The organism is Streptomyces roseolilacinus (assembly GCF_014649335.1).
Classification (GTDB): Bacteria; Actinomycetota; Actinomycetes; order Streptomycetales; family Streptomycetaceae; genus Streptomyces; species Streptomyces roseolilacinus.
Window position 1 is genome coordinate 169,331 of sequence record NZ_BMSV01000007.1, and the last position, 14,650, is coordinate 183,980.

General features: G+C 72.1%; 11 protein-coding genes and 1 pseudogene. 3 read left to right on the plus strand and 9 right to left on the minus strand.

The window, feature by feature from the left end; all coding sequences use genetic code 11:
• Nucleotides 1-13 precede the first annotated feature (13 nt).
• The 7 genes from IE106_RS18440 to IE106_RS18470 all read right to left on the minus strand — a co-directional run bounded on the left by IE106_RS18440 (nucleotide 14) and on the right by IE106_RS18470 (nucleotide 7,671).
• Nucleotides 14-1,207 (minus strand): acyltransferase family protein, encoded by a 1,194-nt coding sequence (locus IE106_RS18440; RefSeq protein WP_189535391.1) that lies wholly within the window; start codon nucleotides 1,205-1,207, stop codon nucleotides 14-16.
• The gene (locus tag IE106_RS18445; protein WP_189535393.1) at nucleotides 1,204-2,235 is read right to left on the minus strand and encodes an alpha/beta hydrolase; all 1,032 of its coding nucleotides are present in this window, start codon (nucleotides 2,233-2,235) and stop codon (nucleotides 1,204-1,206) included. Before IE106_RS18445 ends, IE106_RS18440 begins: the two co-directional genes overlap by 4 nt.
• A 160-nt stretch (nucleotides 2,236-2,395) precedes the next feature.
• Nucleotides 2,396-3,076, minus strand: coding sequence for a response regulator (locus tag IE106_RS18450; RefSeq protein WP_189535396.1), 681 nt, complete (start codon nucleotides 3,074-3,076; stop codon nucleotides 2,396-2,398).
• 19 nt (nucleotides 3,077-3,095) lie between these two features.
• A complete protein-coding gene (locus IE106_RS18455) occupies nucleotides 3,096-4,487 on the minus strand; it encodes a sensor histidine kinase (RefSeq protein ID WP_189535398.1) in 1,392 nt (463 codons plus the stop codon).
• Between the two features lie 171 nt (nucleotides 4,488-4,658).
• Complete coding sequence (locus tag IE106_RS18460; protein ID WP_189535401.1) at nucleotides 4,659-5,525, minus strand: DUF4429 domain-containing protein; 867 nt, start codon at nucleotides 5,523-5,525, stop codon at nucleotides 4,659-4,661.
• 77 nt (nucleotides 5,526-5,602) lie between these two features.
• Nucleotides 5,603-6,826, minus strand: a complete 1,224-nt coding sequence (locus tag IE106_RS18465) for an alpha/beta hydrolase (RefSeq protein ID WP_189535402.1) — start codon at nucleotides 6,824-6,826, stop codon at nucleotides 5,603-5,605.
• Nucleotides 6,827-6,966: 140 nt separating this feature from the next.
• The gene (locus IE106_RS18470) at nucleotides 6,967-7,671 is read right to left on the minus strand and encodes a TetR/AcrR family transcriptional regulator (protein ID WP_189535403.1); all 705 of its coding nucleotides are present in this window, start codon (nucleotides 7,669-7,671) and stop codon (nucleotides 6,967-6,969) included.
• Between the two features lie 114 nt (nucleotides 7,672-7,785).
• Between IE106_RS18470 and IE106_RS18475 the strand changes: the two genes are divergently transcribed.
• Complete coding sequence (locus IE106_RS18475) at nucleotides 7,786-9,396, plus strand: MFS transporter (protein ID WP_189535405.1); 1,611 nt, start codon at nucleotides 7,786-7,788, stop codon at nucleotides 9,394-9,396.
• A 212-nt stretch (nucleotides 9,397-9,608) separates the two neighbouring features.
• The gene (locus IE106_RS18480; RefSeq protein ID WP_189535407.1) at nucleotides 9,609-10,001 is read left to right on the plus strand and encodes a peptidase inhibitor family I36 protein; all 393 of its coding nucleotides are present in this window, start codon (nucleotides 9,609-9,611) and stop codon (nucleotides 9,999-10,001) included.
• On the opposite strand, the pseudogene IE106_RS18485 reads toward IE106_RS18480, so the two are convergent.
• Both IE106_RS18485 and aceE read right to left on the minus strand, forming a co-directional pair.
• A pseudogene (locus tag IE106_RS18485) lies at nucleotides 9,982-10,842 on the minus strand (potassium channel family protein). The gene IE106_RS18480 and the pseudogene IE106_RS18485 sit on opposite strands and share 20 nt — an antisense overlap.
• A 66-nt stretch (nucleotides 10,843-10,908) precedes the next feature.
• Nucleotides 10,909-13,656 (minus strand): pyruvate dehydrogenase (acetyl-transferring), homodimeric type, encoded by a 2,748-nt coding sequence (aceE, locus tag IE106_RS18490; RefSeq protein WP_189535409.1) that lies wholly within the window; start codon nucleotides 13,654-13,656, stop codon nucleotides 10,909-10,911.
• Between the two features lie 538 nt (nucleotides 13,657-14,194).
• Between aceE and IE106_RS18495 the strand changes: the two genes are divergently transcribed.
• Complete coding sequence (locus IE106_RS18495) at nucleotides 14,195-14,632, plus strand: DUF3052 domain-containing protein (RefSeq protein ID WP_189535411.1); 438 nt, start codon at nucleotides 14,195-14,197, stop codon at nucleotides 14,630-14,632.
• Nucleotides 14,633-14,650 lie beyond the last annotated feature (18 nt).

Here is a 14,650-nt window from a genome sequence, read left to right on the forward strand (position 1 = left end):
CCGCCCGGACCCCTCAGGCCAGGCCCAGGGCGAAGGCCGCGAAACCGGCCGCCAGGACGCCCGCCACCGCGCGACGTGTCCTGGTGGCCTTCGTCCACGGTGACTCGAAGCCCCGTGCGTACCGGGCTATGAGCACCAGCAGCACCGCGAACACCGGCAGCCACACCACCCGCGCCGCTATCCAGCCGAGCGTGTCCGGCGCCGTGGTCAGACCGGGAACCGCCCCGACCGTCAGGGACGCGGGCACGGCCGCCGCGAGCATCGCCGTCTGGTGCCAGCACAGGATGGTCATCGCCGACAGGTTGACCACCACGACCGGCGCCCACAGGGCGGGCCGCCGCAGCAGGGCCCCGAGCCTGTCCCGCAGCAGTATCGCGGCACCGCTCTGGGCGGCCGCCAGCGCGAGGACGAGCAGCGACGGCGGGTGCGAGTTGGTACGCGCCTCACCGGGCACACCGACCATCGACGCCGGGTAGTGGAACACGGCGAGCAACGTCGCGAAGAGGACCGCGCCGCCCACGAGCAGCACCCACGCCTGGCGCCGGCCGATCCGGCGTTCACCCCACGACACCCCGAGCTGGTAGGCGAACAACCAGCCCGGCAGCACGTTGAGCAGGCTCAGCCACGACGGCACGGCCTCGGCGTACGGGCCGTACCGCAGCAGGTCGACGACGGCGACGGAACCGAGCAGCGGCGCCGCAGCCCATGCGCCCATGACCCGCGAGGCCCGCACACACCAGGGGGTGAGCACGGTGATCACCGTGTACACGCCCACGAACCACAGCGGCTGTATCACCAGCGTCGCCCCGGTCCGCAGGGTGTCGCCGGGGACGCCCACCACGGAGCCGGCCGCTATCAGCGCGGCCCACACGGCGGTCACCCCCAGGACGGGCCTGCCGAGCCGGGCGACCCTGCCGCGCAGCCACTCCCCGGTGCCGCCCGGCCGGCGCCGGTAGGAGAGCACGGACGCGTAACCCCCGACGAGGAAGAAGACGCCGAGCATCTGCAGCACCCAGCTGGCGGGCGCGAGGAACCCGAACGTCGACAGCGGACTCGCGTTGTGGATCGCCCCCTCACCGTCCAGGGTGAACCCGCCGAGCAGCCAGTGCCCGATCGGCACGGCCAGCAGGGCCAGCGCCCGCAGACCGTCGACGGCCCGGTCGCGGTGGGCCGGCGTGCGCTGTTCGATACGGTCGACGAGCCTCACGCGGCTTCCCCCCGGGCGATCGCGGCGAACGTGCGGAGCGAGGCGGTGCCGGGCGCGAAGTAGCCGCTGTGGCCCCGCGCGTCCTCGGCGGGCACCCGCCGGGCGCCGAACTCCTCGGACACCGGGTCCGCCCCGTGACCCAGGCCCAGGAACGTCACGTGGGGCACCTTGGATATCCAGTCCGTCGGGTCCTTGGCGGCCCACACCCGCGCGGCCGTGCCCAGCTCCGCGACGTTCGCCGCGCGCATGCCGGGAGAGCCGAAGGCCACCAGGTCCTTGGCCTTCACCTCGGCCGCGGCGAGCCCGCACACCACGGAGCCGTAGCTGTGACAGAACAGCGAGGGGGCGGCGGCGCCCGTCGCGGCGAGCCCGCCGGTGAGGCGGACCAGCCGCTCCGCCCCCACCTCGGCGAGGCCGCCGGTCGCGGCGTCGAGGCCGACCCCGACCGGCGTCGTGTAGCCGGCCCAGGCGATCACCGCCGTACGTCCGCCCGTCGCCGCCCGCAGCTGCCGGGCCATCCCGGCCGGTGTGCCGTACGGGTCGCGGGGGCGGTCGTACGACCCGGCGTCGATGTCGGATCCCGGCACCACGACCGCGACGTGGCGACTGCGCTCCAGGTCCCCGAAGACCTCCGCGACCAGGCCGCGGCCGCGCGGGTCGAAGGCGAGGAGGCGGCGGCCGGCGAGGTGCGCGTACCGCGCGTCACGGCTCGCGGAGAGGGCGTTGGCCTCGTACCGCAGGGCCACCGGGGCCCCGTCGAGGTTCCCCACCACACCCGGGTGCCGCCGGACCAGCCGGTGCCGCTGCCGTCCGTCGAGGCTCCGGAAGAACGCGGCCACCTCGGCCGGCGCGGCCCGCGCGGGGTCCGGCAGCGGCCGCCCCAGCGAGGTGTCGGCCAGCCAGGCCGAACTCCCCGGCGGCGGACCGGCCATGGCCTGCTGGGCGGTTCCCGACGCCCATCCGGCGGTCCCGGTGACAACGGTCGTCGCCAGAGCGGCGGCCACCAGAGTCCTTTTGTAACGGCGCATGACGTCCCCCTCTTCTGCCTCGTGCGGTGTGACGAGGAGGAAGGTAGGAAGACGGCACCCGGGCGATCGTCACCCTGCGGAGCCAACCGCCAGGTGATACCGGGGTAGGGGGTGTCCTACGCCGAGGCCGCAGACCGGTGCGGTGGAGGGCGCCGGCGGGTCAGACCGTCTCGCCGGGCGTGACGAGTCCGGACTCGTAGGCGAACACCACCGCCTGCGCCCGGTCGCGCAGGCCGAGCTTGGCCAGGACACGCCCGATGTGCGTCTTCACCGTCTGCTCGGCGAGGACGAGGTGCGCGGCGATCTCCTGGTTGGACAACCCCCGCGCAACCAGCTCCAGGACCTCCGTCTCGCGAGGCGTCAGCCCGTTCAACCGCACCGAGCGCTCCTTGCGCGGCGCGGGCCGCTGAGCGGCGAAGTCCTCGATCAGCCGCCGCGTCACCGACGGGGCGAGCAGCGCCTCGCCCCCGGCCACCACGCGTACGGCGGCGATCAGGTCGGCGGGCGGGGCGTCCTTGAGGAGGAAGCCGGACGCCCCGGCGCGCAGCGCTTCGTACACGTAGTCGTCCACGTCGAACGTCGTCAGCATCAGGACCTTCGGCCGGTGGACCACCCCGGGCGGCGGGTTCAGCAGTTCGCGTGCCGCCGCGAGTCCGTCCATCTCCGGCATGCGCACGTCCATCAGCACCACGTCCGGGTGCGTGGACCTGCCCACCTCGACACCGGCCCGCCCGTCCGGGGCCTCACCCACGACGTCGATGTCGGGCTGCGCCGACAACAGGGCGGCGAACCCCGCCCGCACCATGGCCTGGTCGTCGACGATGATCACGCGGATGGTCACGAGGGTCCCTTCTGACGGGTCAGGGAAGCGGTGCGGTCAGCGGCAGCCGTGCCGCCACGCGGAAGCCGCCGTCCGGCAACGGCCCGGTGTCGAGCCTCCCGCCGGTCAACCGTACGCGCTCCCGCATCCCGACCAGGCCGTGTCCCGTCCCCGACGTCTCCAGCGGTGAAGTCGGCTCCGTCGGCGGGCCGTTGACCACGAGGACGATCAGCCACTCCAGATTGGGCGACCGTGACACGGACACCCGCGTCCGGGCGCCCGGGGCGTGCCGCACCACGTTGGCCAGCCCCTCCTGCACGATCCGGTAGGCCGACAGGTCCACCGCCTGGGGCAGAGGGCCCAGGTCCGCCGCCAGCGACAGTTCCACCGGCAACCCCGCCCGTATCGTCGCCTCGACGAGCTGCTGCACCCGGTCGACACCGGGCTGCGGAGCCCGCTCGCCCTCCGCGTTCTCGCTGCGCAGCACCGCCAGCAGCCGCCGCATCTCGGTCAGGGACTCCCGCGCGGACGCCGCTATGGACGAGAACTCCTCGCGCGCGGCGTCCGGAAGGCCCTCGATCCGGTAGGGCGCCGAGTCCGCCTGCACGGTGATCACCGACATGTGATGGGCGACCACATCGTGCAACTCGCGCGCGATGCGCGTGCGTTCCTCCAGCAGTGTCCGCCGGGACCGCTCGGCCTCGCTGATGGTCTCCTGCTCCACGAGGCGCCGCTGGGCGTCACCGCGCTCCCGGAGCATGCCGGTTATCAGCAGGACGACACCGCTCAGCACGAACAGCACCAGGTGGATGCTGCCGCTTCCGCGCGCCTCACCGGACAGCTCGAACGCGAACCCGGCGGCGCCGGTCACCAGCCACACGCTCACCAGGGCCCGCCGCTGCTCGCGCAGTCCCACGGCGAGCATCAACCCCAGGTAGCCGACCACGACCATCGGCGTCCACGGCCACGGCCGGCCCTCCGCGACGTCCGTGTTCATGGTCACCAGGGCGCCGAGCACGTCGGCGGCGAAGACGATCCACCACGCCTGCAGCGGCCGCGCCACGGCCATGAGCAGCGGCGCCGTCTGCGCCGTGGCCAGCAGGCCGGCGATGCCGCCGTTCACGCCGTAGTCGTTGACGAGCACCACGACCGTGACCGGCAGCAGGGACGCGACGAGCACCAGCGCCAGCACGTACGGCGTGAGCCGCACCCACCGCGACGAGGCCTGCCCGAACAGCGGCGCCCCCGGCTCCGTGGGGGTCGACAGCGCCGCACCGACCGCGTGGGTCGCCTCCCGCGCGAAGCGCCGCACACGGTCGGCGGGCGGGCCGGCGGCGCCGGCCGCGGGCCCCGGCGGGAAGGGAGGCGGATCCACCGGCGGGAAGCCGGGTGGATCATTCGGCGGGAAGGGGGGCGGGGGAACGCTGCTCATGGTCCCGTCAGCCTAGGCACGCGCCGCCTCACGGGCGTCATACCAGGGAGCCAGTTCCCCGTCTCATACCCCGGTATGAGATCTCCCGCCGACCGCCGACCGCCGACCGCCGACCGCCGACCGCCGACCGCCGACCGCCGACCGCCGACCGCCGACCGCCGACCGCCGTCGCTACAGCTCGGCGAGCAATTCGGCCTTCTTCGCCGTGAACTCCTCGTCCGTCACCAGGCCCGCCTGGTGCAGATCCCCCAGGTGCCTGATCCGGTCCGCTATGTCCGCCGGGTCACGCCGGCCGGCCCCCACGGGAACCGGCACCGGCACCGGCACCGCCCGGTCCGTGCCTCGCACCGCCTGGAGCACCGCGGCGGCGAACGGCAGCGACTCGTGGACCGGGCCGTAGCCGAGGCCGAACACGACCGCCGCCGGATCCTGGTCCGGTTGGGCCGGCCCCGCGTCGACCCCGCGCCGCACCAGCCGCAGGTAGCCGTCGAGCACGTCGGGCGACCGCCATTCCACCCCGCTGAGGTCGCTCACCGCGAACGACTGGTCACCGGCCTTCCACTTGGCGGTCGACGCGCCCGTCCAGAACCATCGGAAGGAAATGTTCCGGCCATCGAAGGACGCCTTGCCGTCGTACGCCTTGAACTGCAGCGGCGGCTCGGGGGCGGCCACCAGGAACCGCTCCGCCGGCTCCCCGCGCTCCGGCCCGAGGCACGCCCGCAGCTCGTCCGCGTAGTACTCGGCGAGCGTCTCCCGGTCGGCGGGCAGCACCAGCCGGTACGGGTCGCAGCCCTCCTTCAACTGGCCGTCCGCCGCCGCCATCAACGGGTCGGCGCCCGCGCGCGGCACGGCGTGCAGCACCACCGTGCCCCGCTTGCCCGGGGAGAGCGTCACCGATGCCAGCGCCTCATGCGGAACGCGTCTTTCGCGTAGCGTCTGGAACAGCTTCGGCGCGCGGATCCCCCGTTCGAAGCGGATGAGCACGGCGTCGGTTTCGAACTCCCAGGTGGCATGAATTCCGGCCAGCACATCACCCATGCGCCTCATCGTATGCGGCGTGCGCCCGCGCGTCGCCCCCCGGAAGACGAGCGGAAATGGACTGCCCTGTCCGACTTCTACGCGGGTCGGACCGATCCGGCACCGTAAATTCCGCTACGGCAGGCGTCCGCGGCGTCGGCGCAGCGCACGCTGCCGTACGCCCCGACGCCTATCTCCGCGAAGTTCCGCAGGCTGTCCGTGTCCGGTACGAAGTACCCCGCGTGGCCCGCCGCGCCCTCTGCCGACAGCAGGCGCGCCCCGAACTCGGGCGCCACCGGGTCGGCGCCGTGCCCCAGGCCGCCGACGTCCAGGTACGGCACGTCGGCGATCCAGTCGTCGACGTCCCGCATGGCCCACACCCGGGCCCGCGTACCGAGCGCCGCCGCGCTCCTCGCCCGCATGCCGGGGCTGCCGGCCACGGCGATGTCGGTGACCCGCCCGGGCAGCCGGCGCGCGGCGAGCCCGCACACCACGGAGCCGTAGCTGTGGCAGAACAGCGAGACGCGTGACGCGCCGGGCAGTGCCGAGACCAGGGAGACCAGCCGCACGGACCCCTCGGCGGCGAGCCGCCCGGTCGCCGCGTCCATCCCGACGCCGGTCGGCGCGGTGTAGTCGGCCCAGGCGATGACCGCGGTCCGCACGCCCGGCGCCGCCTCGCGCTCGGCGCTGTACAGGGACTCCGCCATCCCGTACGGGGCCGTGTAACGGCGCGCGGTCTTCTGGAAGGTGAGCAGGTGGGTGTCGACGCCCGGGACGACCACCGAGACCCGCTCGGCATGGTCGAGGTCGCCGAAGACCTCCGCCACCCGACCCTGTCCCGACGGGTCGAACGCGAGGATCTGCCGCCCGCCGGACATGAGCGAGGAGAACCGGTGCGCCCGCCGTACGGCCTCGCGGTGGCCCTCGGCGGAGAGCCGCCGGTCGGCGACACGGACGCGTTCGGCGGCGAGCGCCCGGCGGAGCGTGTGCCGGTTGGCGCGGTACCGCAGGGCCACCGGGGCCCCGGCGAGATTGCCCACGACGAGGGGGTGCTCCTCGGCGAGCCGCACCCGCTGCGCCGGCCTGAGCGAGGCGAAGAACGCGGCCACGGTCGTCGACGGCGACCCGGGAACGGGAAGCGCGCGGCCGCCGATCCGGTCGGCGCGCCACGAGGCCGCCGCCGCTTCCCACGAGTCCAGGGACACGGCACGCGCGCGGTGCGGGCCGGTCCATCCCGTCGTGGCGAGGAGAACGAGGATCACCGCGAGGACCAGCAGGGTCCGCCAGACGGCGAGCGAAGAGGAGGCGATGGTGGGAGTCACTACGAGACACCCTAGGAGAGACCGAACGACCTCCGGGGCAGGCGTGACGCAGATCACGGTTTGTCACGGGAGTTCGGGGAAAGAAACGCGCGCGCCATGGGGAGGGGCCACTCGGAGTGGGGGTGTCGAGGGGGTGGTGGTCACGCCCTGTTCGCGCCTCCGGCGGATCGGTGCGCCTCGGAGGGAGCGGTTTCCCGCCAATTCGTGGCGAGTGCCGGGGTGAGGTGGTCGAGGTAGCTCACGGTCAGGGACCGCAGGGCGTCCAGACTCGCGTCCTTCCCCTGGACCCACAGCTGGCCGGTGACCCGCATGACGCCGCCGAAGGACGCGACGGCGACGCGCGGCCGGGGGTCGGCCTCCACGTCGAGCCCCTCCCGGTCGGCGATCAGCCGGGCGATGTACTCCTCCATCTCGAAGGAGCGCCGCAGGTGAGCAGCGAGCAGCGTCGGCGACGATTCGATCACCTGGAGCATCCGCAGGTAGACGTCGACGGGGACGACCTCGGTGAGGGCCTCGCCGATGGTGTCCCAGGTGCCGAGGACGGAGTTCCGCAGGGCGTCGAAGGGGCCCTCCTCGGCGGGGCGGGCCCGCAGGGCCTCGACGAAGTGGTGCTCCATCATCTCCTGTACGGCGAAGGCGGCCTTCTCCTTGTTCGCGAAGTAGCGGAAGAAGGTGCGCTGCGAGACCTCGACGGCCTCGGCGATCTCGTCGACCGTCGTCTCCTCGTACCCCTTGGTCGTGAAGAACTCCAGTGCGGTGCGCAGCAGGGCGGCGCGGGTGCGCTGCTTCTTCTGCTCGCGCAGGCCCGCGGCGGAGCCCGTCGGGGCCGGCCGCCCACCCGTCACTTCATGCCCTCGTTTCCCGTTCTTCACCGGCTCCACCTCGGTGTGAGCCACGTGACACTTACCGGCGCTTGAATTGCTTTGTCAATTGTCAGTCGCTGTCACTAGCCTCGCGGTATGACTGGTCAGACCACCATCCGCAAGGCATCGCAGAGCCCGGAACCCGTGCCCACACCGGCCAAGGGACTGCGGGGCCACCCATGGCTCACGCTGTTCAGTGTCGCCGTCGGTGTGATGATGGTCGCGCTCGACGGCACGATCGTCGCCATCGCGAACCCCGCGATCCAGCAGGACCTGAAGGCGTCCCTCTCCGACGTCCAGTGGATCACCAACGGCTACCTCCTCGCCCTGGCCGTCGCGCTCATCACGGCGGGCAAGCTCGGTGACCGCTTCGGTCACCGCCAGACGTTCCTCATAGGCATCGCCGGGTTCGCGGTCTCCTCCGCCGCGATCGGCCTCTCCGACTCCATCGCCCTGGTCATCGCCTTCCGCGTCCTCCAGGGCCTCTTCGGCGCGCTGCTGATGCCGGCCGCGCTCGGCCTGCTCCGGGCCACCTTCCCCGCCGAGAAGCTGAACATGGCCATCGGCATCTGGGGCATGGTCATCGGCGCCTCGACCGCGGGCGGCCCGATCGTCGGCGGTCTGCTCGTCGAGCACGTCAGCTGGCAGTCCGTGTTCTTCGTCAACGTGCCGGTCGGTGTGATCGCCCTCGTCCTGGGCGCGGTGATCCTGAAGGACCACCGGGCGCAGAACGCGCCGCGTTCCTTCGACCTCCTGGGCATCGTGCTGCTGTCCGCCGCCATGGCGGCCCTGATCTGGGGCATCATCAAGGCCGGTGAGAGCTGGGGCTGGGGCAGCGGTAAGACGTGGGGCTTCCTGGTCGGTGCCGTCGTCCTCTTCGGCCTCTTCGCCGCCTGGGAGCAGAACGCCCGGGAGCCGCTCGTCCCGCTGGGCATGTTCCGCTCCGTCCCGCTCTCGGCGGGTGTCGTCCTCATGGTGCTCATGGCCTTCGCCTTCATGGGCGGCCTGTTCTTCGTGACGTTCTACCTCCAGGGCGTCAAGGGCCTCAGCCCCGTCGACAGCGGTCTGCGCCTGTTGCCCCTCACGGCCATGATGATCGTCGCCTCGCCGCTCGCCGGTGCGTTGATCACCAAGCTCGGTCCGCGTATCCCGCTGGTCGGCGGCATGCTCTGCACCGCGGGTGCGATGTTCGGCATGCTCACCCTCACGTCGGGGACCGGCACGCTCGCCACGTCGCTCTGGTTCGCCCTGCTCGGCCTGGGCCTCGCTCCCGTCATGGTGGGCGCGACCGAGGTCATCGTCGGCAACGCGCCGCTGGAGCTGTCGGGTGTGGCCGGTGGTCTGCAGCAGGCGGCCATGCAGGTCGGCGGCGCGCTGGGTACGGCGGTGCTCGGCGCCGTGATGTCCTCCAAGGTCAGCTCCGAGTTCTCGGACAACTGGAAGGACGCCGGCATCCCGGTCCCGCCCATGCCCGAGCTGGAGCAGGCGGCGGAGTTCGGCACCGTCCCCCAGGAGCTCGCCAAGGCTCCGGGGATGACGCCGGACGTGCTGGGCGCGATCACCAAGGTCATCCACGACACGTTCATGTCGGGCATGGGCCTCGCCTTCACCGTCGCCGGTGTCGTGGCGCTCGCCGCGGCCCTCGTCGCGACGCTCGCCAAGCGCGGCGTCAACGCGGAGGCCGGCGGGGGCGGCGTCCACGTCTGACCCGGGCGGCTTCACCGTCGAAAAGCCAGGTCACGGGCCTCGGTACCTTCTCGGTGCCGGGGCCCTCGGCATGCCCGCACCCTTCTGCCCGGAGCCTCCTCCGTCACCCGTCCGGGTGGATCGAGCCGATGCCCCTTCCCTTGGGTGGTCACACAGCGTCAAGCTTGGGTCCGACATCGATACGGAGTGTCACGAATCGGGGGTTGATCCATATGCGTACGTCCTCACGGCCCTTCCTCACCGCCGCCGCGCTCGGCCTGACCGCGGTCACCGTCGCCGCCCTGTCCACCTGCGCCACGCCCGCCGACGCCGTGCAGCCCGCACTGGGGCCGTGTGACAGCGGACAGCTGTGCCTGTGGGGGAAGGAGACGTTCAAGGGCAAGCGGCAGACGCACGAGCTGGCGACCACGGACGTCGACAGCTGCGTCGCCCTCCCCGCCGGCACCACGGCGGCCGCGCTCGCCAACCGCACGGGCCGGCCCGTCACCACCTACCAGTCCGCCACCTGCGGGGAGACCGGGGAGTTCGAGACGTACCCCGGCAGCGGCACCTGGGTGCCGCGCTCGCCCTACCAGGTACGGGCGATCAAGATCTGGGAGAACTGACGCCGGGCCCCGTGCCCTGCCCGGGCGCGGGACCGGTGCCGGAACCCGCCGCTGCGGCGGAGGGCCCCGGTGGCCCCGGCGGAACACCCACCGCCGAGGCCGCCGCCGTCACCGGCGGGGCGCCCGAGAGGCGGACGACCTCCGCCCGCAGCTCCCGCACCTCCTGCGTCAGGGCCTCCAGGGCAGCGGTCCGGCGCTGCTCCTCGGCGTCGTCCCGCTCGAAGCGGGCGATGAACCACGCGGCGATGTTCGCCGTGACCACGCCCAGCAGCGCGATGCCCGACAGCATCAGGCCCACCGCCAGCAGCCGCCCCAGCCCGGTCTTCGGCGCGTGGTCGCCATAGCCCACGGTCGTCATCGTCGTGAACGACCATCACACCGCGTCACCCAGCGTCTTGATGTTCCCGCCCGGTGCGTCCCGCTCCACCTGGAGCACGGCCAGCGAGCCGAACATCATCAGCCCCACCACGGAGCCCGCCACGTACGTCGTCAGGCGCACCTGCGACGCCATCCGGGCCCGCTTCCCCACCAGCAGCAGCGTCGACACCAGCCGCAGCAGCCGCAGCGGCTGGACCAGCGGAAGCAGCACCACCAGGAGGTCCATCCAGTGAGCGCGCACGAAGACCCACCGCGACGGCGCCAGGCAGAGCCGTCCGACGTAGTCGGCGGCGAACGCCGCCCACACCACCCACTCCACGCCCGTGCACAGCGTGTGCACCCACGGCCTCGCCCCGGGGGCGACGATCGGCACCGCGTACGCGACAGCGAACGCCACGGCCAGGGCCAGCAGCGGGTTCTGCGTGCGCTCCTCCCACCGGACCTGCGCCGTCGGTTCCCTCATGCCGCGCATCGTAAGGGGGAGCAGGGGGCCCGGGCGCCGGCGCGCCCGGCCCCCCTGGGGCACGCCTTACGCGTCACCACCCGCCGGGCCGGGATCGGCCGCCGACACGTCCAGCAGCTGGTAGCGGTCCACCGCCTGCTTCAGCACGGAGCGATCCACCTTCCCCAGCCGCGCCAGCTCCGTCAGCACGCCCAGCACGATCGACTGCGCGTCGATGTGGAAGTACCGCCGGGCGGCACCGCGTGTGTCCGCGAAGCCGAAGCCGTCCGCGCCGAGGGAGCTGTACGGGCCCGGCACCCAGCGCGAGATCTGGTCCGGGACCGACCGCATCCAGTCGGAGACGGCCACGAAGGGACCCTCGGCGCCCGACAGCTTCCGCGTCACGTACGGAACGCGGGGCTCCTCCTCCGGGTGCAGCAGGTTGTACTGCTCGGCCTCCACCGCGTCGCGGCGCAGTTCGTTCCAGGACGTCGCCGACCACACGTCCGCGCGGACGTCCCACTCCTCGGCCAGGATCCGCTGCGCCTCCACGGCCCAGGGGACGGCCACGCCGGACGCCATGATCTGCGCCGGGATCGAGCCGGCCTCACCGGCGCGGAACCGGTAGACGCCCCTGACGATGCCCTCCGCGTCGACGTCGGCTGGCTCCGCCGGGTGCTGGATCGGCTCGTTGTAGACGGTCAGGTAGTAGAAGACGTCCTCGCCGTGCGGGTGCTCCTGGGAGGAGCCGTACATCCGCCGCAGCCCGTCCTTGACGATGTGCGCGATCTCGTACCCGAAGGCCGGGTCGTAGGCGACGCACGCCGGGTTGGTCGAGGCCAGCAGCTGGGAGTGGCCGTCCGCGTGCTGGAGACCCTCACCGGTCAGCGTCGTACGGCCGGCGGTCGCACCGAGCACGAACCCGCGCGCCAGCTGGTCGGCCATCTGCCAGAACTGGTCACCGGTCCGCTGGAAACCGAACATCGAGTAGAAGACGTACACCGGGATGAGTGGTTCGCCGTGCGTGGCGTACGCGGACCCGGCGGCGATCAGCGACGCCGTGCAGCCCGCCTCGGAGATGCCGTCGTGCAGCATCTGGCCGGTCGGCGACTCCTTGTACGCGAGCAGCAGCTCCCGGTCCACCGCCTCGTACTGCTGGCCCAGCGGGTTGTAGATCTTGGCGCTCGGAAAGAACGAATCCATGCCGAACGTGCGGTACTCGTCGGGCGCGATCAGGACGAACCGCTTGCCGATCTCCTTGTCCCGCATCAGGTCCTTCAGCAGCCGCACGAACGCCATCGTCGTCGCGATCGACTGCTGCCCCGATCCCTTCTTCACCGCCGCGTACGTCCCGTCGTCCGGCAGCGCCAGCGGCTTCGACCGCACGACCCGTGTCGGGACGTACCCGCCCAACGCCTTGCGGCGGTCGTGCATGTACTGGATCTCCTCCGACTCCCGGCCCGGGTGGTAGTACGGCGGAAGGCCGGACTCCAGCTCGTCGTCGGGGATCGGCAGGTGCAGCCGGTCGCGGAACCGCTTCAGGTCGTCGACGGTCAGCTTCTTCATCTGGTGGGTCGCGTTGCGGCCCTCGAAGTTCGGGCCGAGCGTCCAGCCCTTGACCGTCTGGGCCAGGATCACCGTCGGCTGGCCCTTGTGGGCCTTGGCCGCCGCGTACGCCGCGTAGATCTTCCGGTGGTCGTGGCCGCCGCGCCCCAGGTGGAGCAGCTGCTGGTCGGTCATGCCCTCGGTCATCGCGCGCAGCCGGTGGTCGTCGCCGAAGAAGTGCTCCCTGATGTACGCGCCGGACTCCGTGGCGTACGTCTGGAACTGCCCGTCCGGCGTGGTGTTCATCCGGTTGACCAGGATCCCGTCCCGGTCCTGGGCCAGCAGCGGGTCCCAGGAGCGGTCCCAGATCAGCTTGATCACGTTCCAGCCGGCGCCGCGGAAGACCGACTCCAGCTCCTGGATGATCTTGCCGTTGCCCCGGACCGGGCCGTCGAGACGCTGGAGGTTGCAGTTGACGACGAAGGTCAGGTTGTCGAGGCCCTCGCGCGCGGCCAGGGTGAGCTGCCCCAGCGACTCGGGCTCGTCCATCTCACCGTCGCCGAGGAACGCCCACACGTGGGACCGCGACGTGTCCGCGATGCCGCGCGCCTCCATGTAGCGGTTCATCCGCGCCTGGTAGATCGCGCCCAGCGGACCCAGACCCATGGAGACCGTCGGGAACTCCCAGAAGTCCGGCATCAGCCGGGGGTGCGGATACGACGACAGGCCGTTCGGGTACTTCGACTTCTCCTGGCGGAAGCCGTCCAGCTGCGCCTCGCTCAACCGGTCCAGCAGGAAGGCGCGGGCGTAGATGCCGGGGGAGGCGTGGCCCTGGAAGAAGATCTGGTCGCCGCCGTCCCCCTCGTCCTTGCCCCGGAAGAAGTGGTTGAAGCCCACGTCGTACAGGGAGGCGGAGGAGGCGAAGGTGGCGATGTGCCCGCCGACGCCGATGCCCGGGCGCTGCGCGCGCGAGACCATGACGGCCGCGTTCCAGCGCGTCGCGTTGAGGATCCTGCGCTCGATCTCCTCGTTGCCGGGGAAGAAGGGCTCGTCCTTGGTCGCGATGGTGTTGACGTAGTCCGTGCTGCGCATCTCGGGCACGGCCACGCGCTTCTCGCGGGCCCTCTCGATCAGGCGGAGCATCAGGTAACGAGCCCGCTCCCGCCCCCGCTCGTCGACGGCGGCGTCGAGGGAGTCGAGCCATTCCTGGGTCTCCTCCGGATCGAAGTCCGGGACCTGGCTGGGAAGGCCGCCAATGATGATCGGGTTGCGATCGGATCCGGAAGCCACGCTGTTCCTTCACTGTTCGATGTGTCTACGGGTGATGGCATGCGGGGTGGAGTGTCGGCTTTGCGGTCGCGTCGCCACCATCGTCTACCCCGTGGGCGCCCACGTCATCTCTACCGGGTGGTAACCCATTGTCGACGCCCGACGCCCGACGCCCGACGCCCGACGCCCGACGCCCGACGCCCGACGCCCGACGCCCGACGCCCGACGCCCGACGCCCGACGCCCGACGCCCGACGCCCGACGCCCGCGCCCGACGCCCGCGCCGGCCCGCCGGGGCCCCGTACCGGTCGGCCGACGCGGCGCCCCGAGAGGGACGCGGCACCTACAACCCCCTAAAGTGGGTCAAGAGGTGTGGTGTGTGTCACGAGCGCGGGAAGGCGGGTACCCGGAGTTGCGGCAGGACGGCCCCAAAAGTCACCGTTTCGGCGGTCTAGGTCGCCGGGTACTTGCGCGATCCGTCCAGCACGTGTGGACTACGCCCAATGCCACGCGTACGCGCGCGGCCGAAGCACTTTCCCATCATGATCAGGAGGCAAGCCGTGAGCGCGACCGCGGACCACGCGGAGGAGCGGACCAACCCGGCCGGAAGGCTGGGGTTCGAGCCCGGACAGGTGGTCCAGGAGATCGGCTACGACGACGACGTCGAGCAGGAGCTCCGTGAGGACATCGAGGCTGTCATCGGCCAGGAACTCGTCGACGAGGACTATGACGACGTCGCCGACGTCGTCGTGCTCTGGTTCCGGGACGAGGACGGCGACCTCACGGACGCGCTGGTCGACGCCATCGGCCTGATCGAGGAGGGCGGCCAGATCTGGCTGATGACGCCCAAGACCGGGCGTGACGGCTACATCGAGCCCAGCGACATCAACGAGGCCGCCCAGACCGCCGGCCTCTCCCAGACCCGGAGCATCAACGCGGGCAAGGACTGGGTCGGCAGCCGCCTGGTCACCCCCAAGGCGGGCAAGCCGAAGCGCTGACCGCCGGCTCCCACAGTC